Below are 24,058 nucleotides of genomic sequence, written 5' to 3' on the forward strand. Positions count from 1 at the left end.
GCAGGAGGTTAGCCTGTCAACGCGATGCTAGCAGACGATTGATCTTCTCGCGCTTCTCGATGATCCATTTCGGATCCTGTGAGTATTCACTGAAGGTAAGCGGCGTGTCGAGATCCTCTTCAATCAACGCGATTACGCTCTCCTTACCAATCAAACTCTCTAGCCCTTCCAGCGCCCTTAAGTCTTGCAGAGCTTCATAGAAGACGACCATCCTTATAGATTCGATTGGCCCTTCTTCCCCCGGATAGACGAGGAATGCATCCCCGGAAGGAAAAGCCCGGTTCGCATCTGTTTGGATGAACGGGTTCAACATTTTACGAGCGTATTGCGAATACCAGAAGTTATATCCCCAATGTAAAAATCCTTTGATATTAAACTTATACAACTGAAAGCCAATGATCCGATTCCGCTCGGAAGGAAAGACAAAGAAACGATTGGATACCTGTTTATACTGCGCACAGCAATAATAGGCCCATAGATTGTCGACGCCACGGCTGATGAATTCATCGATATGATTATTAGCCACGACAGGCGTATTCACCAGACCATGCGCATAAAATTCATAATCGGACAGCGCATCAAACGTCGGATAGCTGCCAAGGAACTTGCTGATTTTGCTGGCAGCCGTTCGGTACGATGCCAACTGATCCACAGTCGGTTCATCGGATACGTGGAAAAATACGCGATCCCCAAGCCCTCTCTCTTGAATAAATCGATCTAGCTCAGGCAGCAGTGCCTCCAGGAACTTTCCGTATGTATCTCCAGATGCATCTGTTTCCCAACCAAAAATCCGCTTCAACTGCCCCTGCTCAGTCGCCATAATTTTGGGAGCATACTTCGCACCCCACTGCGTAAATAAATGAGAAAACTCATAATAGTGAACCCCGCAGCGTTCCCCCAGAGAGATCCATCTCTCCAGCAAGCTAAAATCAAATCGGTATTCCTGCTCATCCCGTTCCACACTCACAAGCTGCACAGTCGTTCGCTCACCGCCAACTTCTGTATCCAGCGGTGGCGTGAACAGCGGTGTTAGCAGCATGTTCACACCTTGCTTGACCGCCGTTTGGACATACTGCTCAATCCTTCTCCAATGTTCCTCACTAAAGACGTCCACTTGATAATGATTGGCCAAGCAGTCCGTGTGAAACCATTCCGTCCGAATGAGCTTCTGTTTGGGCAAGGTAGCGTTTAAAATCTGCAAATGGATGCGCTGCGATCCAACTTGAACACCATCCACAGCCGACAGCGTAACATCAATCGGATGCGCCCCTTCCGGTTGAGGCTGATCCCGCAGATCGACGGTCACCCAGAAAGAACCCCAGCACTTGGGAAGCGCAATCTCGCCGCCAACCTCCAAAGGCAGCAAGGGATCTGGGTACAGCCCCGGTTGATCGCTGATTATGTATCCGTCATGATCCCCATACATCGTAAGTTCACTTGGAGCCAGCCCTACCTTCCGAATCGTGATGGAATCAGATAGTGGACTCGCAATCTCGAGGCGCAATCCTTTGACGAGCTGCTCAGATCGGTACGCGACCTGAAACGAGTACACCTCGCCTCTGAGAACTGTCGCGCTTTCTAGCGTATAGCGGGAATCGGGTTCCTGATGAGCAATCACTTTGGCTAATGAATTCAAACAGCGCAATTCAAACTTCGCATCTGGCACGTGGGGAGACTCCCTTCCTATCTAAAAATGTTGCGTATATCTTAAAGGTATGTGGATTCCGCCATTTAGTAAATCATCTTTTTTTACAGGCATGTTCAATTCTTATGATTGAGTGAAACGTAAATAAAATGTAAATTGCTCATTGACAGTTCAAGCATACCAGATATACAATTGTCAACAAACAACAACATATTAATAAAAAACCACATGAAAACAACAACCCCAAGAACATGGAGGGCTACATTTATGCAGCATCAACTTTTCTTTCGTGAGGATCAGACCTTTACGATTACCCAATTTACAGATTTACATTGGAAAGATGGCGGTACCCTCGATCAGCAGACGCGAAAGTTGATGGAAGATGTGCTGGATGAGGAGCAGCCTGATCTGGTCGTATTTACAGGCGACGTCATCTACACCGGGTATGTGACTCCCGGCGAACCCGTTTGCGAACAGCCGCTGGACGCGTTTCGGGAAGCCGTCCAGGCTGCAGAAAAGCGTGGCATTCCATGGGCGGTTGTATTCGGCAACCACGATACGGAAACAATGATTACGCGCGAGGACCTCATGCGAACTGTGCTCAAACAACCGCATACCGTAACACAACGCGGCCCGCATGACATTCATGGCGTAGGCAACTATACGTTATACATTCAAAGTTCTGGCGGGGAAGCCGCTGCGGCACTGCATTTTTTTGACTCGGGCAACCAATCCCCCGTACCCCATATCCAAGGATATGATTGGATTCGCAGCAACCAAGTCGCTTGGTACGTAGAAACCTCGAGAAATCTGTACGCCGAAAATGGTGAGATAACCTTGCCTGCACTGGCTTTCTTCCATATCCCGCTCCCGGAATATAAGCAGGTCTGGGATACAGAAACCTGCTATGGCAGCAAGCATGAGAATGTGTGCTGCGCGCCTGTTAACTCTGGCCTCTTCGCAGCCATGGTAGAAGTCGGCGATGTCATCGGCACCTTCTGCGGCCACGATCATGTCAACGACTATCGTGGCAAGCTGCATGGCATCGAGCTTTGTTATGGCCGTGCCACTGGCTATAACACGTACGGTAAAGAAGGCTTCCCACGCGGCGCACGGATAATCCGACTCCGCCAAGGGGAGCGTAATTTCGAAACCTGGCTGCGTTTAGCCGACGGCATGGTAGTAAGCGAGCAGCCTGCGCACACGCCTGGCGATTAATTTTACCGAAATTGTTTGGAGATGATGGCTTGGTTATTGTATCAATCTTACTTGTCATAGCTTCCGGCTTAACCCATGCCATCTGGAGCTTATTCACCAAAAGCAGCCACAACAAAAGTGTCTTCCTCTGGTCGATCATTATGGTCACCACCGTGGTCCTGCTTCCTTTTTTGATCAGAGAATTATGGCTTCATCCTTTATCTTTATCTTCTTACGGACTTCTACTCTTGTCAGCGGCTTTTCAGAGCGTCTATGCGCTACTACTAGCACGCACCTACAATATGGGCGATTTGTCTCAAATATATCCAATTATGCGAGGCACCAGCACCTTATTCATTCCCATCGTCGGCGTTCTGTTCCTAAGAGAATCCTTATCGATATTCGGCTGGCTTGGGCTTCTCTTCATGGTCACCGGCTTCATGGCACTCAGCGGCATCTTCACGGGTAAAAGGTCAGGAGCAGCCTCGCGTTCAAATATTAAGCCTTTCCTGATGGCTCTTTGCGTAGGCTTATGCACAACCTGCTACGTCTTCGTCGATAAGCTGAATCTGCAGCACATTTCGGCGATCTCCTTGCTCGAGGTGACGAATATCGGTTTCGTTGCGGCGCTGACGCCGATTGTCATCGCCTCTAAGCAGCTGCGGCTTGAATGGAAAATGAACTATCGAATTATTTTGCTCGGAGCCGTACTGAATCCGGGGTCCTATTTGTTGTTTTTATTCGCCATGAAACATGCCCCTGTCGCCCATATCTCACCAATTCGGGAAGTAGGCACTGTTTTTGCCACCATCTTGGGCATTGTCATCCTCAAAGAAAAGCAAGGCAAGAAGCGGATCACCTGCTCCATTCTCATCACAATTGGTATTCTGCTCATTGGATTCTTCGGTTGACTTTCTCATCGACGTCCCTTAAGATAATGTCAGTGAGTACTGACATTGTTTCGGAAGAGGGATGGCCATGAACAGCACCAGCAGCAAGATTGGCAGCAGCGATAAACTGCTTTTATCAGCGCTCAATTTGATTGCAGAAAAGGGCTACAACGGGGTAACCACCCTCGAAATTGCCACCGCGGCAGGCCTCAGCGAGAAAACTTTATTTCGTCATTTCGGCAGCAAGCAGAAGCTGCTTGAAGCTGCTTATGACCGCTATCATTATGCGGAAGAAATGAAGAAGCTGTTCGCCGAAAAGCTGGTATGGGAGCTTGAAACCGACTTGCTGCTCATTACGAAGACCTACCACGAGATCATGAACCGCAATCGGACAATGATTCAGATCTCGCTCAAAGAAGACGGGCAGCTGCCGGGATTCCGCGAGCGCACCCAGAAGCACCCACAGCAACTTCTCGAATTTCTAACCGATTATTTCACAACGATGGCCGAGAAAGGCAAAATAATCCCCGATAACCCGGAGCTTCACGCCTTCTCTTACATGATGATGCAATTCGGCGCATTCATGAACGATCTTGACAGCCGTACGAATTACTCCAATATTAGACTAGAACCCTTTGTACATGAGAGTGTAAAAGTTTTTACTAGGGCATTGCGGCCCTAGTTTTTTTATCACGTGTGTGTCAGTCAGTACTGACAGTCATTTATTTTAGAAAAGGACGTGATTATCGCATGATTAACTCTCCTGCAACAGCATCTGCGAATGCGGCCGAAACGCAGCCAAACAGCAACAGCAAAAGCAAAAGCAATAGCAATAGCAATAGCAATAACAACAGCAACAGCAACAAATTAATGCGTGTTCTGATGTTCACTTTGACGATTTCCATGATGACCGGCATCATGTTCAATATTGCTCTGCCGAAAATCAGCGAGCAATTCTCGCTGAGCCTCTCCCAAGTAAGCTGGCTGTCCTCGGCTTATATTCTCATCTACGCGATCGGCGCTGTCACTTACGGTAAGCTGGCTGACCGCTTCACCCTGAAAAGCATCGTCACCTTCGGGCTTCTCCTGTTCGCGGCCGGCTCACTTATCGGGCTAGCCTCGCAAACCTTCGCGATGGCGCTCATCGGCCGATGCCTCCAGGCCGCAGGAGCCGCCGTCATTCCCGCGATTGCGATGATCATCCCGCTGCGTTACTTCGCTCCCGAGCGCAGAGGTGCCGCGCTGGGCATGACGGCCGTTGGGCTAGCCTTCGGCAACGCGCTGGGCCCTGTGGTAGCTGCTTTGATTATCAGCACCGTCCATTGGCGGTGGCTGTTCGCGGTGCCGCTTCTGGTTCTAGCGGTACTCCCTTTGTACCGCAAATACTTGCGCGATGAGCAGCCTAGGGGAACTGGCGCGTTTGATTGGCTTGGCGGCGTAATGCTCGCCGTTGCCATTGCTTTGCTTTTGATGAGCGTATCCAAAGGATTATGGCTTGCTCTTGGTGCTTTGCTCGCTTTGGCGTTGTTCCTTGTTCGAATCAACAAGACGGAGGAACCCTTTATTGCGCCGAGGCTTTTTAGGAATGCCAAATACACATTGGGGCTTACGATTTCCTTCCTTGTGAATGGCACCTGCTGCTCCCTCTACGTGCTCAGCCCACTGTTGTTGGCCAACGTTCACAAGCTGCCTTCCATATGGATCGGTTTCGTGATGATCCCGGCCGCCGCTGCTGCGGCTATATTCGGGCGCAAAGGCGGCAAGCTTGCGGATGCCAAAGGCAACTCCTTCGTCGCTTATTTGGCTGCCGGTTTATTAGTGAGCTGCTTCCTGCTGCTCTCCACTTTCACAGGCAGCTCTCCGCTGCTCATCGCCGGTTTCCTAATTCTCGGCAACGTGGGACAGTCCTTCCTCGTCATCGCTGTGTCCAACTCCGTTTCCAGAACCTTGCAGGCGGAGCAGGTTGGCGTCGGCATGGGCATGCTCGCCATGGTTAACTTCATTGCGCAAGGCATCGCAATTAGCGTTTACAGCAAAACCGTTGATCTGGGTAGTCTACTGGGCTGGAACCCGCTGTACCGTTATTCCTCAGGCTTTGTTTTCAGCAATATTAATCTAGTGCTGGCTGGTTTGTCGTTTGTGATTTGGGTTGTGTTTTACTTGGTGTTTGGTAGGGTGCGTGGGGTGGATAAAGCTATACTTGCTGCGGCTAATGCTCAGAGGGCTTCGAGCTCTGTTTCGACTGGATGAGCTTACTAGAAGCTAGCTCCACACAGTGGGTATTCGCGTATATTACACCGATTAAGGTTGCTTAATCTGCTTCCTGCCACTAAACAGCGCAGAATAACGGTAGATTTTCCAGCAATTTCAGCTAAACCTCCTAAATGGTGCGTCCCCCTGAAACTGGGCACCTGAGTAGCTAGATGACTTGGAATTAACGCCGATTCCTCCTGCTATTTTCCGCTGCTGATCCATTTTTTCGCAATTAACTGGATTTTATACCACTAATATTGAATTATCTAGCAAATTATAGGTAGATGCTAGCGATTTAGATGGAGTTTCTACCGTTAATCTGCTTCCTGCCACCTAGCAGCGCAGAATAACGGTAGATTTTCCATTTATTTCAGCTGGCAGTTTAATAGCCCGAACCCTTGGAACATGATGAGGAGTTAGCGTTGATAAACAACGTTAACTCCTGCAGGTTGAAGAAACTAGCTACTGTAAGGATGTTTTTCATCGTTAAAGTGGCAGTGGTGCGTGAAACGGTTGTGTGCCGAGGAGTTAGCGTTGATAAACAACGTTAACTCCTGCAGGTTGAAGAAACTAGCTATTGTAAGGATGTTTTTCAGCGTTAAAGTGGCAGTGGTGCGTGAAACGGTTGTGTGCCGAGGAGGTTAGCACTCCGCAGCTCCGCAACCTCCAAAAAAACAAGGACCTCCCAGAGGTCCTTGTCTCATTCCCTGCACGCTACTCCGTTCCGCTCCCAGCCGAAGCCGCCTCCCGCATCGCGGACAGCGCCTCATCCAGCGAGTCGTTCCCCGCCGAAGCGGAAACCGCGCTCGCCATCTCAGCGCTGTACGCCCACCAGCGCACGCGCACATTCGACGGCTCGGACGTTTGCTGCACCTTCACACCGATCCGGAAGGTACCCTTCTGCGGATAAGCGATCGTGCCGATCTTCACTTCCGGCGCGTCCGGCTCGAACTCCGTGCCCTTGAACACATCGGATGCTCCGCCATACACTCGCTCCCCGCTGGACAGTATGTCGGAGAAAGCATCCGAGCTGCTCTCTTCCAGGCTCGTGATGATCAACACGTTACCCTCGCCAAGTCCGTGCAAGATCTCGCCGGAGAAGAAGCTCTTGGTCGCCTTCCCGAACGGCGACACCGAAATCTTCGTGAACGGCTCCACCGGAATGTTCACGACGCCGCTCACGATGCCGGCAATGCCGCTTCCGCCGCCTGCCGGAATCCCCAAATCAAACGAAAGCTCGCTAATCGCTTTATTGAAATTGACCTTAAACTCCGGAGGCTGCCCCGGCGCCAATGTTTTCACTTTGGACTTCGTCACAAACTGACCCGACGTTTCGTCGCGGTACTCGTTCGTTCTAGCCAGTCGATACATCACCGATGAATTGTACACATACTCGCCAAACGGCACTTGCTCAACACTCTCAATGACATAAGTCGGCCCCACTTGAATGAGGCAGATTTTGGCCAAATATATGCAAGGTTCCGACGGAGCCTCCAAGGATGCTTCCAACGATTGTTTCACGAAATCCATCATCAAACGTTCCCGAACGGCATCGCCAATAACTTGAATTTCGCCGACAGATTGCGGCTGCAGTTCAAGCTGCTTGTCGTCAAGTTTCAAGACAGCTGTACTGCCCACCACGCCGATCGTCGCCTTCACGCCAACACTGCTGTCCGCACGCAAAAGCACGCTCATTTCGTATTCGCTCTCTTGCAGGTCCTGCGGCTCTTCGAACGAGATCGAATTGCCGTCAATCGCTTCAACACGATCAGCTGCAAGCTCATACTGGAAAGAAATCCGCCCTACTCGCAGCGTCTTCTCAAAACGCAGCTTCATCTCAAACAGCTCACCCGGATTCACATAACGAGGCGTTGTCTGAAGCACGCGCACATGCGCATCCTGATAGAGCACAATCGTTTGGTCCGTCAAATTCGCCAAAGGCAGCTTCGCAGGTTCAGGCGCATCCTCACGAATGAATAGCCGATAGCTCTCGAGCACGCGGTTATAATCATTAATTTCATCCGAACGAACGGAGGAGTTGGCTACGGCGTGAACGGGTTCTTTTTCCTTTTCGTCATAGGCAATGCAGAGGTATACGTTCTTCGCGTACTCGTTGTTGCTGAACCCGTCCATCATCGAAAGCTTCAATGTCATGGGGGAAGGGACGACAATTTCTCGGCCAAGCGCATCGATGGCAGCTCCCATTTCAACCGAAACCGACTTCTCATCAACAGCGACAACTTGCAGGCCCGTAAGCACACCAGACCCATGCAGGAGACGATTCATCATTCTGCGCTTGTCATTGAAATACTTTTGCTCAGACTCAAAATCCCTGACCGTCAGCAGCTTTCCATAGAAATACCGATTGCGCTCAAACGGGTAATAGCGTGTTTTTTTCATAAGTATCCCCTCACCTTCCAAGGCTCATTTCGTTTATTCGATTTCGGAATCCAGTTCCAACCGGGTATGTATATCCATGCGTTTATCGCGATCCACATCGATCAGCACCGTGTTGTAAGGCATCGAGGAACGCTGGTCGAGCGTTAATAACGTAGGCTCAGATAAGTAAGTGTTAATCCCCAGATACGTGTGCATATCCGCGTACATCCACGGCTGTAGAACGATCAGTTTGCCTTCGGTGTAGGCAGGTTTTTGATCTTCAATGATTTGCTCTATCGTGAGCCGCTGTGCGTCGGTACGCACCACTTCGGGCTTCAGCATAATGCAGAAGCAGTAAGGATTATCCCCGTATAATTGGGCAAAAAGCTGCCGCAACTCCGACGTCTCCTGCATCTGTTTGAATTGAAAATACTCCAGCAAAAAAGGTTCCGTGCCCGTATAAATCTTCAGCATGTTAATCAAGCCCTCGCGAGTGCCACGCAGTTTATACAGCTCAGGCGCCTGCTTCATCAATTCCCTTAGCTTCTTCTCGCCCCATGCCTCATGATCGGTAATCGCCAGCCAGCGGCCCAGCCATTCGAGATAAGTGCCTGTTACCGCATCTGGATCAAAGTGAGCGGAAATATGATCGATTTTATCCTCCATATCATCGAAAAACGTGCTGAACATCGCCAGAAAACGCTCTAGAAAAGGGCTATGCTCCTCATCCTGCTGATAGATCGGTGGCAGATAGTCAATCAGGGATGCTCTGGGGTAGTAAACGCGCAGCTTGCGAATGTACGGCGACTTTTGCTCGCTGCCGATCAATTCCATTTTGAACCAGAGATAACGGCCCCTCGCTCTCAGCAGCGCATCTTTCGGATTGAGAAGCGGTTCTGACCACAAATCGCGAGTAGCTGCCAGCTTTTCACGCACCCCAATATCCGGATCCGTCAGGTAGCTTGTATAATTCACATAGTCGCCATCTACCAGCCCTTCACTTTCATCTGAGGCAAAATAGGAAAAGCGAACCTGTGTCTCCTCTGGAATGTCGGCTTCGAGCCGTATTTTGTGCCACTGCGTTTCGGTTTCTGTCGTATCCAGGTCTCCCGAGAAATACACCGCCTCCGGCAGCTGAGTACCCTCAAGCAGCATCGTCCGAGCACGAAGATCAAGCAAGCTAATCTGACCGCTGATCCGGTCAAACACATACAGCCGATTCCGGCTGTCATGCACCAGCGTGTCCGCTCGACCGCGGAAATTCGTAACTTTATCGAATAACTCGCCATTTCCGCGATATTTGAGAATAAACCGCTCGGTAACTCCCTCTTGCTGTGCGTATCCGCTGTCCCCTATATAGAGATTATGATTCGTATCAATGGAAATGCCAGCAAAGCGTCCTTCCTGCTCCAGTTTAAAATGTATCGGCTCCCGGCCATCCTCATGGAAAACTGTAACGGTTCTGAGGTGCGCATCCAGTAAAGCCAAAGTGCCATCTGCCGCAGCGGTGAAATACCGCCCCTTCAGGGCAGAAACATCAACCGCTTCTTCCATACGGTGCCTGTCATGCTCATATACGCGCACGACCTCGCCTGCAGAGCTCCACTGAAGGATGCCAATCCTGCCGCCCTTAGGAACTTCTGGACTTCCATTCATACCAACCGCAATATCCAAAGGAACTGTTGTAAAAAACGTATGCTTCGCTGCTAATTTGGAATTGACCGAGAGCGGAAACAACTCCAGCCCCTGCCACGCATCAACCGCCCACATGGTCTGTCCATTGGAGAGAGAATACACAGCAATTCTTCTTTCAGTCGCTTGCTCGCTATCCGCAATCACCAGAAGATCCGACATGGATGCCAGCATCGCTTGGTGGCTGAACAGCCCATGCCCGTGCCGAAATAACGACTCGAGATGGCGGCTTTGATCATCATAGATCCACACATTCGAGGCCTCATCCAGCAAAATCAGCTTCCGTCCAGCGCCAACCGTCATCTCATGAACCGGATGAATGCCTTCCAGCTCGTTTGTGCGAACGATGCGATGAATGCTGTACTTCTCTGTTTGCCGAATCGAAAAGCCCTTCTCCCGCATGTCGATGTTGGCTTCATAGCCCTGCTCCCAATCGAGCGGTTTGTTCAATGAAAAAAACGTTTGTCCATCCTGCATCGTTCGTCACCTCTTTTCTGTCGTAAGACCTTAAACCTCGCCTTCGCACGGCAAAAGCAGCCAACACCCTTCAAACTCGCCGCCCGAGCAGCATAAGGGAACTACGGTACGCTATTACTCGCATGCCGATCTTTTTCGGCTATCAATGGGAACTACAGTCCGCTATTTGTCCGCTAGCGCTCAATTTAGTCCGCTCCGGGTCCAAATAAGACCCTGTAGTTCCGCTTACTGTCCCATTTCGCAGCAAATCGCATAAATAAGGGATCACAGTTCCCACTCAAGCGCCCAGTGCCGTATTTGCACTTGCTCATGCACTTGCTGGAACTGCTCCTACACCCAACAAGGCGCCCAGCAGCTATAAATCCGTCTGGCTAATCGTCTCCACCTCATGATTGCCGGAGTAGACCAATGCATAAGGCGGAATATGAATATCACCGGCGCCATCCTTCTGAAAACCAGTACCTTCGGCGTCCAGCCAAAGATCCTGCACATAGACCACGCCTTTGATCCGGGAAATAACCCCGTATATATCGCCTTTGTACACCGTCCGGCCGAAACGCCAGCCCTCCGAGCCCTGACCATGATCCATGGGCTGGAGCAGCATTCTCAGCTCTTGTGTAATGCGGCGCTGCTCGTTTTTGTACTTTGGCTCCATGACAACCACGGCGTGAACCGTGATTTTGATATATTCCGCTGGAATCACGTGGAGCTCTGTCGTCAAAAGCCGATGCCGATCCAGATGCCCCTTGATCGTTTGCAAAAAGCCCTTGCCCGCCTTCGGCTTATCGCTCTCGCTATAAGGCACAACCGCGACGGTCATCTGCGCCGGCGCCTTGACCTTGGGATAATCCCGCATCCCCGGCTTGTACAGCGGAATCGCCTTCACCCGCGCGACGCGCAGACCCGGCGTCGCCTTGGCGATGCGCTCGTAGTCCTCGCCGGTCACCGCTCTTGTCGGCGTGTCCAGCTCGCGCCGCACGCGCAGCTTCGCCTGCGTGAGCGTCTCCGCTTCCAGGCCGCCCCGCGCCGGGAACGGATTCGACACGCTCACGCCGGGCTCTTCCGTGAAGCCGGTCACGAGGCCGTCCTTCACGTTGCCCCGCTCGCCCCCGCCCGCCTGCAGCGCCAGGAACCGAATATTCGGTTCCACCGACTTGGGCGGGACAAGCCCCGCTTCGTTATTGCCGAAGCGGATCGTTCCAGCCTCAGCGTCGTAGACGTAATGCCGGTCCGTGGACTTCGAATTGTCGAAGTCATCCACGGACTGCCAGTCGTCCCACAAGACGCTGCCTCCCCCACGCGGCCAGTAGCCCACCTGCAGCAGCATGCTGCTAGGTTTGAACGTGCGGCCGCGAGCGACCTCAAAGGTCTGCCCCGGCAGACCTTTGCTGCCTCCAATATAACGGCCGTAGTCGAACTCGGCCGTGTAGGCAATGAGCCGCACCCGCTGCGCGCCTTGCGGCGGGATGCTGCCGTTCACCCCGTCGCCGAAGCGCAGACGGGTTATGCGGCGGGCCGAATCTTGCAGCAGCTGACAGACGAGATCGTCCGGTCCGTGGTCCTTCAGCTCAGCGACGATGTGCCAGTCTCGCCAGCGGCCCTGCTCATTCTGCACCTGCACGGTGTGCAGCCCGCCAAAGGCGAGATAAGAGCTGACCTCGAAACGCTGATTAGGCTCTCCCGTACTGCTAATTGCGGTCACTTCACTGAAAGTTTCCTGCTCCGCCGCCTGCACGCTGTTCAGGCTGACCTTCTCGATTTTTGGCGGAAGCTCGTAACCGTCCTCCTCCAGTGTACAGCAGATCCAATATCGGCTGCGGTCATCGGCTGGATAAAGTGCCATTGGCTTCATCTCAGATGTAATGCGGAAACGCACTTCACCGCTCTGAGACAGGTGAACCGTCGTGTCGCTTACCGCCTCGACCGGCAACCAGCTTTCGCTTGGTCCATGCTGACCCTGTCCCGCAATTTGTCCTGCTCCAGCGAACGTCCAGCCCACCTTCGCAGATGAAATGATTGGCTCTGCCGCATCCTGCCGATGACTCACACGGACTGGATAACGATCATACAGCTGAAAAGCCAAGGAAACCTCTGTTTCCACCGGCAGCGCTCGATCGAACCCTAGATACAGATGAGCTCCTTTGATCGCATCTGACCCAAAAGCGTAATAGGCAATCTTCGCCTGGTTATTGGATGTAAAATCCCCAGCCGCCGTCTCCGTGCGCACCAGCACCTTCTCCAGCGTCGAAGGTACGAGCTGTACCGTGCGAGTCGTCTCGAAGCGCTGATCCATCGCTTGCAGTGGAGTCCCCTTCGGAAGCACAAGCGGCTGATCCACGTTGGAGAATGCCACATCACAAACAGCCGACACCGCTTCTCGCGGACGAATGCCGAGCAGCTTCAGAAACTTCCGCTCATTTTTCTCCGTTACACGGTTTAAGTAATACTGCTGCATCTCGGTCATCCATGACATCAACTCCAGCAGCGTAATCCCGGGGTCATGTTCATTCTCATCCGTCCACTCGGGAAACAGCTTCGGAATCGACTTCCGCGCCTCCATCACCATCTGTTCAAACATTCGGTCATCCAAATTAGGGATTGGCAGCACTTGTGCTCACCTCCTTCGATAATTATTACAAAGCGTTCACGACCACTTTATGCTTGCCGCTCACAATAATGCCGTGCGGGAGCGCCGGGAGTCGGTTCACATCCAGCTCGACGCGCTCGCCATCCTCCAGCTTATATACTGTCATGTAGAGCTTCTCTACATGGCTAATTGTTCTGATCGTTTTAAGCAGCGCATAAAAGACAGATGGGTGAATTTGCTGGCCGATGGCCCAGCCCTTGCCGTCGAAATTACCTGTCAATGGGTCCAAGAAACGGTTCAGCTTGTCCATTGCCTGTATTTCCGTCGTGACGACAGCATCCATACTTTCTACAGCCACGATGGCCGAAACGGAAATTTCCATATATACGGGCTCGATCACTTGAAGCCGCTCCGGGAAAGCCACGAGACTCGATGCGCGCTCGATGATATAACGCTCAACTTGCTTCTTAAGCATAGGAAACGCAAGGCTTCCCTGCTGGCCTTCTTTTGGCAAAATGACAAGTGTCATGGCGCCGATCTCTTTTTGCATATAAGCGTTCCGATTGGCGATACAGCTCACTTTGGCGATGTTCGGGTAGGCTTCGCGCGCGAGCCATTCGTAATCTTTGGCAGAAACCGCACGGTTTCTGTGCTTTAGCATTTCAGGCCCGCGCTCTAGGGCAGACTCCAACTTCTCGGCTTGGCAGCCGCCAGAGGCCGGCTCCGGATTATACACTTCGCCGACAAATGCAATAGAATCCTGCATCTGATTAATTTCACGCGCACCTACATTGCCTACTTGCCCCGAAGTCACTTGATACGTAACTTTGAGCTGCGCCAATCCGCCTTTTGGCGGATGCATGCCATGAACGCCGTCGCCAACACGAATGCGGCCAAACGTACGGTCGATCATGTAATGGCGATCCTTATTGCCTGAATCAGCCATTTGCCCTACGGCCATCCAGCGAACCCATAGCTGCAGCAGATTACCTTCCGAATCTCGGCTAATTTCCATCAGCGGTGTGCCAGCTCGTTCGTACTCGGCAATCTCTTCTTCCGTCACGAACTCCGTCTCATCGACCCATACTTCTTCCGATACGATACCGTTTCGGCTCAGCTGGTATTCGAGTTCCTCCAGCCCCTTGGCTTCAGGAACTTCTCCGATAATCGTCTCCTGTTGGAGAACTTGAACGGTATTCATATAGAGCCCATGAAGAGTAGGAATCTGAATCCTTCCTGTCGTATCATCATATTTATCGTCGCGATTCACGGCACGAATCCAGAATCCCTCTTTGCCAAACAAGGATTCGCCTGCAAAGTCAGAAGGGCCAACAAACTGCACGGTCCCGCTCTGCGTCAAGCCGTTTGTATCGTCGATCACTTTAAGCGCTGCCCATTCGGAAGCATGTCCATGCATTAAACCAGCACGCAAATATTCCCACTCTAGCAGTGGCAAATCCTGCTCTGCAAACCGCTGCTGCTTCACCGAAACATAAAGCGAGATTGGGCCTTTGACAGGCGGCGAATCAAAACATAGATGCAGAGCCGGATGACTGCCCGCTAACGGCTGAAACGGCTCAAAGCCCCCTTCGAGCTGCTTGCTGTGCCGCGTCCGATCCTCGAACACCGTATTATTCAGCGCCAAACAACGCTCAGCAGGGTAAAGACGATCCTCGTATTCATAAGTCATAGAGACCTCATCGATCCAAGGCGATAAGTAAAGCGCCTGCGCCACATACGCATTCTCGATATGCAAAATCCTTGCCCTTATCCAATGGTTTTCGTTGCCGTTCACATAAGTAGCTTCGAGATCAAGCGGACAGCGGAAGCGGATGTCTTTGCGCACTTTCTCTTCCTTCGGATAATAAAATAGCTTCTCCGCTTCTTTGCCTACCTCTAAACGCACCCAAGTTGTGCCATTCCAATACTCCCAAGCGACCTGCAGCACCGTAATATGGATGACAGGAGGCTTATCGAATTTGGACTTTTTCATCACCATTTTCCAGTCGATATTTTCCGCTAGTTCCGCTCCAAAACGGTTCTCAATGGCTTGCAGCCCAAAGCTCAGCTTAATATCGCCGTCTTTTTTCGTGAACACCTCTTGGCTCCCGATATAAAAAGAACCATACAGCGCAAACTGGTCGCCAAACGGATAGAAGCCACTCGGGTCCGCAGCAATATCATTGTAAAACATGAGATCCGGCTGAATCCCGCCTTGTTCAAGCGAATCCGTGTAATCGGTTTTGAACGAGATATGGTCCATGGACAGCTGGCTGTCCGCCAATGTTTTCCCGCCAGGCAGAAGAGGCTTCAGACGACACTGAATCCATCGGCCTTCTCTTCCGTTTACTTCCTTCTCGGCAAGTTCCCCCTCGTGCGCTTTCGAAAGGATAACCCGATTCCCCTTAGCTGCTACTTGGTCAAAAGGCATCCATCCGTCCGCTGTGGCATACAGCCACTCGGTTAATTGCGGGTCAGCCAGTTGGCTGGACAGCGCAAGCTCTTCAAACCGTCGTTTGGAGTTGCGGAATTCAATCTCAATCCGCGCCGTGCTAGACAAGGTGAAGAGAGCGCTGTGCTCCAAGAAAATCGCATGCTCCTGCAAATTGTCGCCCTGCAGCCGGAAAAGCACTGTCGGGGCTGCCAAGCCTTGCCGGGATGCGGTCAGAAACTCCTCCGCGATGCGAATAATCTTGTCCTGCTTACGGCTTGTTACGTATGCATCCGTCAGCAGGGCAGGCGTTAACAGCGCGCTGCGGGCCGTTTCATACAGAATATTACTGCCTTCGGCTGCAGCAGCAACCTGCGTACCCGCCGATATAAACACGGACTCCTTCGTCCCCTCGTTCAACGCGAAAGTCAAATAACTGCTGGCTGGTCTTGCCGGAAGCAGCGTAACATCGAACATGTTGAGGAACGAAATGAGGTTTTTCGTAGGCACTCGGTTCAAACGTTTGATGTTGTCATGAAACATGTCCGCGAACATGAGGAATAACGCCGAACCCGGGTCCGGGTTCTCAGGCGTAAAACGCCATTCCGGCGTATAATAAGGCGCCATTTCCTTCATTTGCGCTATGAGATCTGGTATATCTCTAGGATCAATTTTGGGAGGTTGCATCGCTCAGCTCCACCTCCTCTCTTGCACGTATCATCATCGTTTCCGCTGCCTCTTTCTATTTAGAACCTTCATATAAGTAAAAAGGATACACTTGGTTAAACAAGTTATTCGTCGTACGCACTAGATACGAGATGCGAATCATCACTTTACCCGGATCATCTGCTTCCGGCACAGCCTTCACGTCCACCTCATGGACCCTCGGCTCCCAATTGCGAATCGCCTCTTGAATATTGCTTTCTAGCAGATGCAGCGATGTATCGTCCGTTAGGCCAAAAATAAACTCTTGCACGCCGCACCCAAAGCTCGGTCGCATAACCCGTTCTCCCTGTGTGGTGCCCAAAATAACGCGGATCGCTTCAGCGATGTCTTCCTCATATTCGGACATCCGAATTCGCCCTGTTGCAGGGTCGACCTGAATCGGGAATTTCCAGCCTCGCCCCAAAAATGCTTCCGACATCCGTCCACGCTCCTTCGTTAGTTGATTTTGACCATACTGCCTTTAATATTAATGATGCCGTCCGATTTCAAATCCAGCGTGGCCCCTGCCTTAAGCGCCATCGTCGCTGATGCTTCTATGTTAATTTGCGTTGATTTAATTTTGATTTCTTTCGAGCTTTCAATGGCTACATCGCCTTTGGCATTCAGGGTGATCTTCGACGTTTGGCTGACGACCGAAATCTCATTAGCTGATCCGCCTTTGATCATGATCTTATTGTTCCCGCTTTGATCGGCAATCGAAATGCTATCGTCTTTATCCTTCAACTCGATAATTTGACCTTTTTTAGTCTTTATCGTGATGCTCTCGTCACCGCTTTTATCATTGAACGATAATTCATGGCCTGAACGCGATTTGATCATTCGCAGATCGTTCTTCTCGGCTGGTGCCGGCGGCTTGTTCTTCGGATTCCACAGCATGCCGATCACGAAAGGCTGACGCAGCTCACCGAGATGGAAAGCGACTAACACCTCATCATTCACTTCCGGGATAAAAAGACTGCCCATTTCCTTGCCGCCCATCATCGTGGCAATGCGGACCCAGTCCGTTTCGGTCTCCGTCTCTTGCAGTGGCAGCTTCAGCTTCACCCGCCCGAGCTTATCGGGGTCGTTATTGTTGGTCACAACTGCGACCATAACCCCGCCGATTTTCTGGGAAGCGAAGTTGGCAACACCGCCTAGGGTGATATCAGGAAGTTTGAACATTATACCGCATTCCCTCCTATCTGAAAGCGCGTCGTATAACCGTCATCATTAATCAGGTGCGTAGCGCCTGTCACATAATAGGGCTGATCAAACTTTTTGCCAACACCATCAAGCTTGATGTACCGTCCAGCCCTAATTTCCGGAATACCGATGCATTCTCCGGAACCGCTGACCAGCTTCATCGCCCGTCTGTTCAACAAGGCACTGGCATACGTTTTGGCTTCCTCCACAGAGGTAACATTCGTATAAACATGTTCCACGAAATCCCCTTTGGATGCGAGTATATCTTTACCAGTCTTGGAATTACCGCCAAGCTTCGAAATGGTGGCCGACTCTCCTTCGATCACTTTCAACTCTTTGTTATCCCATGCCCGCACTTTCACGCTAGTGATTTGCTCGGCAAGATTCATGTCGAGTGTTAGATTACGGAGCGTTTTTCCCATTTCCAGCGTCAATACAGGCGACATATCGGTAAGCGGCTTGCGGAAATACAAGTTCTTCCCTACAACAAAGAAATCATAGTTAACCAAATTGGCCAAATTTTGAATAAAATGAAAGTCATTAATCTGGCTTTGGGCAATCACCGGATATTCCGTCGTCGTCGCATCCACATGAACTTTGGCGCCGTAGGTTTTGGAGATTTCCTCTACAATATCGCTATATTTCTTTTTGTTCCACGAGCGGGACTTCGTTCCCTTCATCATCAAATACGAGAAATCCATCCCTCGTACAATGAGACCAGGCGCCCCATCCTCAGGGAAATCGACGACGACAGATGTGATAAATCCAGTAAATACTGGCGTGAATTTATCCACGTAGCCGAGACTGATGTCGATGGCTTTTCCCAAAGTAAATTCAGTAAGCCACTGAAAATCGTTTTTCGTCACATCGTAAGCGTTCGTAACTCGGAATGAAAAAGAGTCCGCTGTTCCATCAATCGAGGTCTCCACGCGTATCGTGGAAATGGCCATATTATCAGAAAGCTTCGCCCCATCAACCGTAATTAAGTAAGCTGGCGCGAAAAATTCTTTGTACTTCTTAGCTAAATCATCATAAGTGAATGTGCTTGATTCCAAGCTTAAAGTTGCCATCCGATCAGTCCAATCTTGGGACAGCAATACGTCGTCCCGTTACGACTTTAAGCGGATTATCGATCTGATTGGCTTTGGCGATTTCCCGCCATAAGCTTGGATCTTCATATTCATGAGCAGCAATCATCCAGAGCTGCTCCCCTTGCTTCAGCATCTTCTGCTTCGTTCGGTCCGCCGAGTGGCGGGGAATGGTCTGCAGCTGCTCTTTCTTCGTATGCCAGGAGCGAAAGGTCACTTTCAGCTTGGCACGAACCGGCACTCCTGTATCGAGAAACATTGTGAACTGTTGATTCACTTTTTCGACAACGCCTTTGAAGTCTAGGGAACCCCAGACAAATCGGCAAATCGGAGGCGCATGCAGTTCCTTCTCTACATCCAGAAGGCCGGATATTTTCTTCGTATATTCACGGACGTCCGTCCCTTTTTCGTAGGTGTCAAAATAAAAATCCATGGAGAGCGTGGTCGTCCCACCACTCACGAATTGACCGATAGGCATGGACAGACCCGGCACCGTATTCCAAGAATAGCTATTGGTCGTATCAAGTGTATACTCACCCGGATTAAACAAAACTTGCACATTCTCTTTGCTGTTTCCCTTGTCTACGATAATCATGGCTTTCTTGAGTGCCACAGGTGTCAGTCCTTTCCTCTTCATCTATGTAAAAAGTTAAAATCCACGTCGCTGCTGCTCGAACTTCATTCTTTTCTCGATTTCGCGGAATACCTTATCCGCAATCTTGGAGACATCCAGCTGCGGAATCTGCTTCATGAGCTCCTGCAGCTGCTCGCTAGTCAGTTCCGGCGGCGCTTGTGGAACCGGCGCTGCTGGGGTTTGGGCCTCGTCTGCGCCGGCTTTGGCGCGCAGCCAGTCCATTTCCAGCGGGGCATCCGCCAACGCGCTGTTTGGTATTGCAGCCTGTGGAGCCTGCTTGTGCTCCAGCGTTGGCAGCTGCGAGGCTAAGTGCTCCTGTCTCGCGGATGTAATGCTGCTGCCTAGATTAGGAGGCAGCGTGCTGTTGCTCATGCTGGCGCTGCGCTGAGCATGTGTGGCGGCGGCTCTGCCAATGGCAGCCGCCTGTGTGAAGCTGCCCGTCCCGTGGGCGGGCAGCAGGTGTACCGCTGCGGCAGGCGAAGCCGCAGCGGTTCCCGCAGGAGCAGCGATGCGCGCTCCTGCGCTGCTCGCCAGCAGCGGCATGACACGCGGTGTCATGCTGGCGGGCTGGCGAGCCATTGACGCGCGGGTCATGCGCGCGTCTGCTCTTGCCGCTGCCCGCGAATCGGCAGCGGGCTCATCTTGAGCGCGCGCTTCTTCCAGCGCGCTCAGGGCCCTGGTGGTTCGCTCTGCGGAATCAGATTGGAAGCCGGCGGCTTCCGACTGATTGAGCGAACCAGACCTCGCGCGAAGCGCGAGTTCGCTTTTGGCGGCGATGTTGTGCCGCTGAATATGCTCCACTTGCGCACCGCGCCTAGTTCCCATGGCAGGCTGCTTCCGCGATTGCATAGCGCTCCCTGCCTGTAGTTGAAGCCTCGCGCGTGCCTCAGTCTCTATTAACCGATGAACTTCAGTTGATCTACTTGCATCAATTAGATGCGAACCTAGCACCCCTACTTGGCCTGAACTAGCTGAAGCTCCCTCACTTGGAAAGGCCTTGGTCGCTCTACTTACCATTGGAACTGAAGTTGCTATTCCTCTAGCGGTGCTGGAAGGCCTACTCTGAGCGATTCCAGAAGACGACCCACTTACAGATGCGGCCGATTCTGTTAATTCTTTAACGTATCCTGTACGGATACTGCTTTCCGGTTCCAATTTTCTATCCCGAGAAGACAGTTCCTCTCTTTGTCTCCAAATGGAAGTCACTGGCGACTGCTTTCGCAGCACTGTATCTGCTTGCCTATTCCGCAGCATCCCGATTTCTGCTGCTGCCGGTGCAAGGCTTGGCCCCATGCTTTTCAAGCTGTTCTCCGCTATTTTCGAAGCAATCTCAGCTGCAAAACCTCCCGAAGACAGGCTGCTTTGAGTCCAATTATTCGATCCTTTTTCACTCGTGTCTGTTGTTAAGTGGTTTCGGTTTTGTCCAGCTTGTTCCTTAAGTACGGCTGAATCGGGTAACTGCTCCGTCGGTTTGCGAAAAATCGTTTCAACCATCCGACCAAAAGAATTCGATCCTCTTGCCCGATTTGCACTAGTACCTTCAGGGGATCGTACTGAATTTTCATTGACCATGTGCCCATTCGGTCTATTTTCGTCATTCATTGCAGACATCACGGTAAAAATAGAGCCTATTTTTGCGATACTGGATTCTGCAATTTTTGCAGATATCTCAGAAGCTAAGTCAGCAGGCGGTAGAGTGCTTTGCACGACATCAGCATCCCGCTCAACCAGTTGGCTTGCAACCTGTTGTTCGTGATTAACGCCGCTTCGTTCCTTGCTTGCTGGAGTGCGGAATATACGCTCTGCCTCTTGAAGTCTTGCGCTTGCTTTTAGACTAGCATGGTACCCGTAGAAGGGACTTGCCGAAACTAAATTTGCTAAGCCGTTTTCAGCTTTTCTAGCTATATTTGCAGATATCTCAGAAGTTATGTTTGAGGGTTGGTGTACGCCTTGTACGGAGGACACGATATTCCCCGCTTCAGGTCGACTTCCCACTGCTTGATTCTCTGATTTAGCAATGGACCGAAATACCCGCTGAGCGTTATGCACGACAGAACTTGCCTGTAGACCGGCTCGAAAACCTTCCATTTGCCTACCTATTGGGCTTTGCAGACTTATCGGCTGTATGTTCTCAACATGATTCATCTCATGAAGATTACCTTTTAGTGCGTTAGTTGCATCGCTACTTCTATTCGATAGATTCTGTTGTTTCCCCCGCAGCATTCGCGGTTTGGGCATCGTCATAGCTGAATTTGTATATGTACTTCCAACATGTGAATCATTAGAAGATTGCTGTCTTTGTTTTTGAAGGAGCTGCTGCAGCAATTGTTCATTGCTTTGAATTTTCATGGCAGCTTCTACACCATTTTCCATGATGCTGGGCTTTCTATAAATAAGCTTGGAAGCTCTGGACGCATTTTCATAACTTGGAAAAGCAGGGATCCCCTGTCCACTCGCACGATTTGCGACAGACTGCACAGGATGCTCCATGACGGAACTCTGTTCCAGAGTGCTGGCTGTTCGCATATTTTGACGAGCTTCGCTTGCAACACCAGTGAGTTTTCCGTCATTGGAAATTGCTCCTGCATATCCTGACTCACCGTTCTTCCGCCTATCTGCCGGATGATCTGTTGTATGACCCACCTCTTGCCTAGGCTGCTGCATGTTTCCTTGCTGAACTTCCGTCTGAACATCCATCAGCACTAGATTTTGGGCTTTTTCTCGCTCTCCCTGTTGCTCTTGCGCTTTCTGCTGCTCTCGCATTCTCTCTTGCTCTTGCACTCTCTGTTGCTCTTGCACTCTCTGTTGCTCTTGCGCTTTCTGCTGCTCTCGCATTCTCTCTTGCTCTTGCACTCGCTGTTGCTCTTGCGCGCTCTCTTGCTCTTGCACTCTCTGCTGTTCTTGCGTTCTTTCTTGCTCTTGCACTCTCTCTTGCTCTTGCGTTCTTTCTTGCTCTTGCGCTAGTTGCTGCTCCTGCACGACAGCCTGCTCTTGACCGCTTACGTTAGCTTGCCAACGAGTTTCGGCCTGATCATGCTGCTTCTGAGCTTCATCCCCTTGATTCTCCATTCGCTCTTGCAATATTTGCAATTGCTCTTGGAGCTGTGCGGTATGCTGATTAAGCACACTCTCCTGGGCACGCGCTCTCTCTTGTTCCTTAGCCCGTTCTTGCTCCTGCTCTTGTTGTTGCAGCTCTTGCAGCTCTTGCTCCTGCACCCTCACTCTCTCGCGTTCAAGCAATTGCATGTCCAATCGTTCCTGCATGCGAGTTTGCTCTTGCGCTTGAACTTCTGCATCCATACGCGCTTGCTCTTGACCTTGTGGCTTTCGCCACACACGTGGCGAATTCAGCGTGCCTCCCCAGGCTTCGGTGCTTGCATTCACATTAGTCGTTGCATGCATAGCAAAGGGAACGGTTGATGTTAAGCGAGACGCATTAATCGCAACCGGGACCTTACTCGCTGCCAAGAAACCTCTGGATGTAGAAGCCTCAGGTTTGCGATCCACTCTCATATCGTCTACACGATATGTCGGCATTGAATCTATTGTAGCTGCCGCCTCCTGAGAAGCGTTTCTTACTAGCAAGCTATTGATAAACTGCACTGTGGCCGGCGCCGTCCCTGTCGAAAAAGGGCCTTCGCCAAGCTTTGGCAGCGATTTGGGAGATGACGTCGGCGAGCCAATGGTTGCCACATTTTCCTCAAATACCTGTTGATGCTGCATCTTATTAACCAACCGAGGTTGAACTACGTCATTCAAATATAGCTTGGCTACCTGCAAAACAGTAGGCTGACCTGAACTTGCACGTTTACCTGTACTTATATTTGTATTTGTAATTGCACTTGTACTCGCACTTAAACTTACCCTTGCATTCGATACAGTAGAAGACCCCGAGCCTTGTTTTTCCAAAGCTCCTAAAGATGACTTGCCTTCTTGGAACTGTTCGAGTAAACGCGATGTTTGTTGAATAGCCTCCACATGATTAGCCACGATAATATGACTAGTCTTAGCTGATCTATTCAAGTCAGTGCGAGTTGCAAACAGATCTCCTTTTTCACGGATGATATTCCTATGAAAAAGCTGAATGTTTTTAAGCTGTATGTTTACATTTTGAGTTGTATGTTGATGTCTGCTCACCGTTTGTGACTGCTGTTCCGGCATCGAGCGCCGGCTGCTGCCAACCATCCCTATCGATGCAGCAATCTGCCCAATCGAGCGGTTGATTAACGGTAAGCTTCCTTTATTAACGTGATTAAATATTGCGTGTTTGACCCTTTTCTCACTAGGGGATTCAGGGGTCATCTCTGGATGATTCGTATGGTTAACGGATGACTCGGCTTCGAGCTGCTTCTTGCTTTTGCGCCCTCTTTTCTTAACCGGCTTCTCAGCTGGCTGTTGCGCTTGTAGATGAGCCGAAGTTGCATCCGATGGACTTGAAGATTTATGCGATAATGCTTGGGCTGCCGGAACCTTATACCCGGCATTCGTCATAAGCTGCTCAATCTGACGAATGGTTTGTTGCTTCGTGATGAGCGGTGCTGATTCCGGATGCTGCAAGCTTTGCAAAAGCAATTCCAATTGAATAACCCATGCTCGATCACTCGGATCTGTTAATGCCGCTAATTGTTTACGGCTGCGCATGCCATTTTGCTTAAAAATAAGGGCTAGCAATCCTAAATAGTTGTTTCGCCAAAAACCATATTTGCCCAAAATGTCTGTCGCAAATAGATTTGATTCCCTTGCTGTGCGTCCTGCGGAACTGCTGCTTGTCACCGAAGTCTGCCAAACAGCTTTCTTGGCCTTCTTCCTCTTCGACTGGGGTTTATTTGATTGTCGAGATTTCATAAACAATCCCCCTAAGAGTAATAGCGTTAACT

At 50.9% G+C, this 24,058-nt stretch carries 14 protein-coding genes; 4 read left to right on the top strand and 10 right to left on the bottom strand.

The features are described 5' to 3' along the window. Positions 1 to 16 precede the first annotated feature (16 nt). Positions 17 to 1,666, bottom strand: a complete 1,650-nt coding sequence (locus tag AC58UW_RS16390; RefSeq protein ID WP_497421711.1) for a DUF4091 domain-containing protein — start codon at positions 1,664 to 1,666, stop codon at positions 17 to 19. 246 nt (positions 1,667 to 1,912) lie between these two features. On the opposite strand from AC58UW_RS16390, the gene AC58UW_RS16395 reads away from it, so the two are divergent. The 4 genes from AC58UW_RS16395 to AC58UW_RS16410 all read left to right on the top strand — a co-directional run bounded on the left by AC58UW_RS16395 (position 1,913) and on the right by AC58UW_RS16410 (position 5,982). Then, complete coding sequence (locus tag AC58UW_RS16395) at positions 1,913 to 2,863, top strand: metallophosphoesterase (RefSeq protein WP_497421712.1); 951 nt, start codon at positions 1,913 to 1,915, stop codon at positions 2,861 to 2,863. 29 nt (positions 2,864 to 2,892) lie between these two features. Beyond that, on the top strand, positions 2,893 to 3,753 hold the full coding sequence (locus AC58UW_RS16400) for a GRP family sugar transporter (RefSeq protein ID WP_497421713.1): 861 nt from the start codon (positions 2,893 to 2,895) through the stop codon (positions 3,751 to 3,753). A 67-nt stretch (positions 3,754 to 3,820) separates the two neighbouring features. Next, on the top strand, positions 3,821 to 4,414 hold the full coding sequence (locus tag AC58UW_RS16405) for a TetR/AcrR family transcriptional regulator (protein ID WP_497421714.1): 594 nt from the start codon (positions 3,821 to 3,823) through the stop codon (positions 4,412 to 4,414). A gap of 14 nt (positions 4,415 to 4,428) precedes the next feature. After that, positions 4,429 to 5,982 carry an MFS transporter gene (locus AC58UW_RS16410; RefSeq protein WP_497421715.1) on the top strand — a complete coding sequence of 518 codons (1,554 nt, stop codon included), beginning with the start codon at positions 4,429 to 4,431 and terminating at the stop codon, positions 5,980 to 5,982. Positions 5,983 to 6,699: 717 nt separating this feature from the next. Here the strand turns inward: AC58UW_RS16410 and AC58UW_RS16415 are convergent. The 9 genes from AC58UW_RS16415 to AC58UW_RS16455 form a co-directional block, all read right to left on the bottom strand. Further along, a complete protein-coding gene (locus tag AC58UW_RS16415) occupies positions 6,700 to 8,385 on the bottom strand; it encodes a hypothetical protein (RefSeq protein ID WP_497421716.1) in 1,686 nt (561 codons plus the stop codon). 33 nt (positions 8,386 to 8,418) lie between these two features. Continuing rightward, positions 8,419 to 10,533: a phage tail protein gene (locus AC58UW_RS16420; RefSeq protein WP_497421717.1), complete on the bottom strand. Its 2,115-nt coding sequence runs from the start codon at positions 10,531 to 10,533 to the stop codon at positions 8,419 to 8,421. 355 nt (positions 10,534 to 10,888) lie between these two features. Then, positions 10,889 to 13,141: a putative baseplate assembly protein gene (locus tag AC58UW_RS16425; protein WP_497421718.1), complete on the bottom strand. Its 2,253-nt coding sequence runs from the start codon at positions 13,139 to 13,141 to the stop codon at positions 10,889 to 10,891. 25 nt (positions 13,142 to 13,166) lie between these two features. Next, entirely contained in the window at positions 13,167 to 16,238 is a 3,072-nt protein-coding gene (locus AC58UW_RS16430; RefSeq protein WP_497421719.1) for a baseplate J/gp47 family protein, read from the bottom strand. Positions 16,239 to 16,293: 55 nt separating this feature from the next. Continuing rightward, positions 16,294 to 16,695 carry a GPW/gp25 family protein gene (locus tag AC58UW_RS16435; protein WP_079410475.1) on the bottom strand — a complete coding sequence of 134 codons (402 nt, stop codon included), beginning with the start codon at positions 16,693 to 16,695 and terminating at the stop codon, positions 16,294 to 16,296. Positions 16,696 to 16,712: 17 nt separating this feature from the next. After that, entirely contained in the window at positions 16,713 to 17,438 is a 726-nt protein-coding gene (locus AC58UW_RS16440; protein ID WP_497421720.1) for a phage baseplate assembly protein V, read from the bottom strand. Further along, the gene (locus tag AC58UW_RS16445; RefSeq protein WP_497421721.1) at positions 17,438 to 18,529 is read right to left on the bottom strand and encodes a phage late control D family protein; all 1,092 of its coding nucleotides are present in this window, start codon (positions 18,527 to 18,529) and stop codon (positions 17,438 to 17,440) included. Before AC58UW_RS16445 ends, AC58UW_RS16440 begins: the two co-directional genes overlap by 1 nt. Positions 18,530 to 18,533: 4 nt before the next feature. Then, positions 18,534 to 19,160, bottom strand: a complete 627-nt coding sequence (locus tag AC58UW_RS16450) for a CIS tube protein (protein WP_186456340.1) — start codon at positions 19,158 to 19,160, stop codon at positions 18,534 to 18,536. A 36-nt stretch (positions 19,161 to 19,196) separates the two neighbouring features. Continuing rightward, positions 19,197 to 24,026: a hypothetical protein gene (locus tag AC58UW_RS16455; RefSeq protein WP_497421722.1), complete on the bottom strand. Its 4,830-nt coding sequence runs from the start codon at positions 24,024 to 24,026 to the stop codon at positions 19,197 to 19,199. Positions 24,027 to 24,058: the final 32 nt, after the last annotated feature.

It is taken from the genome of Paenibacillus sp. J22R160, assembly GCF_059692135.1.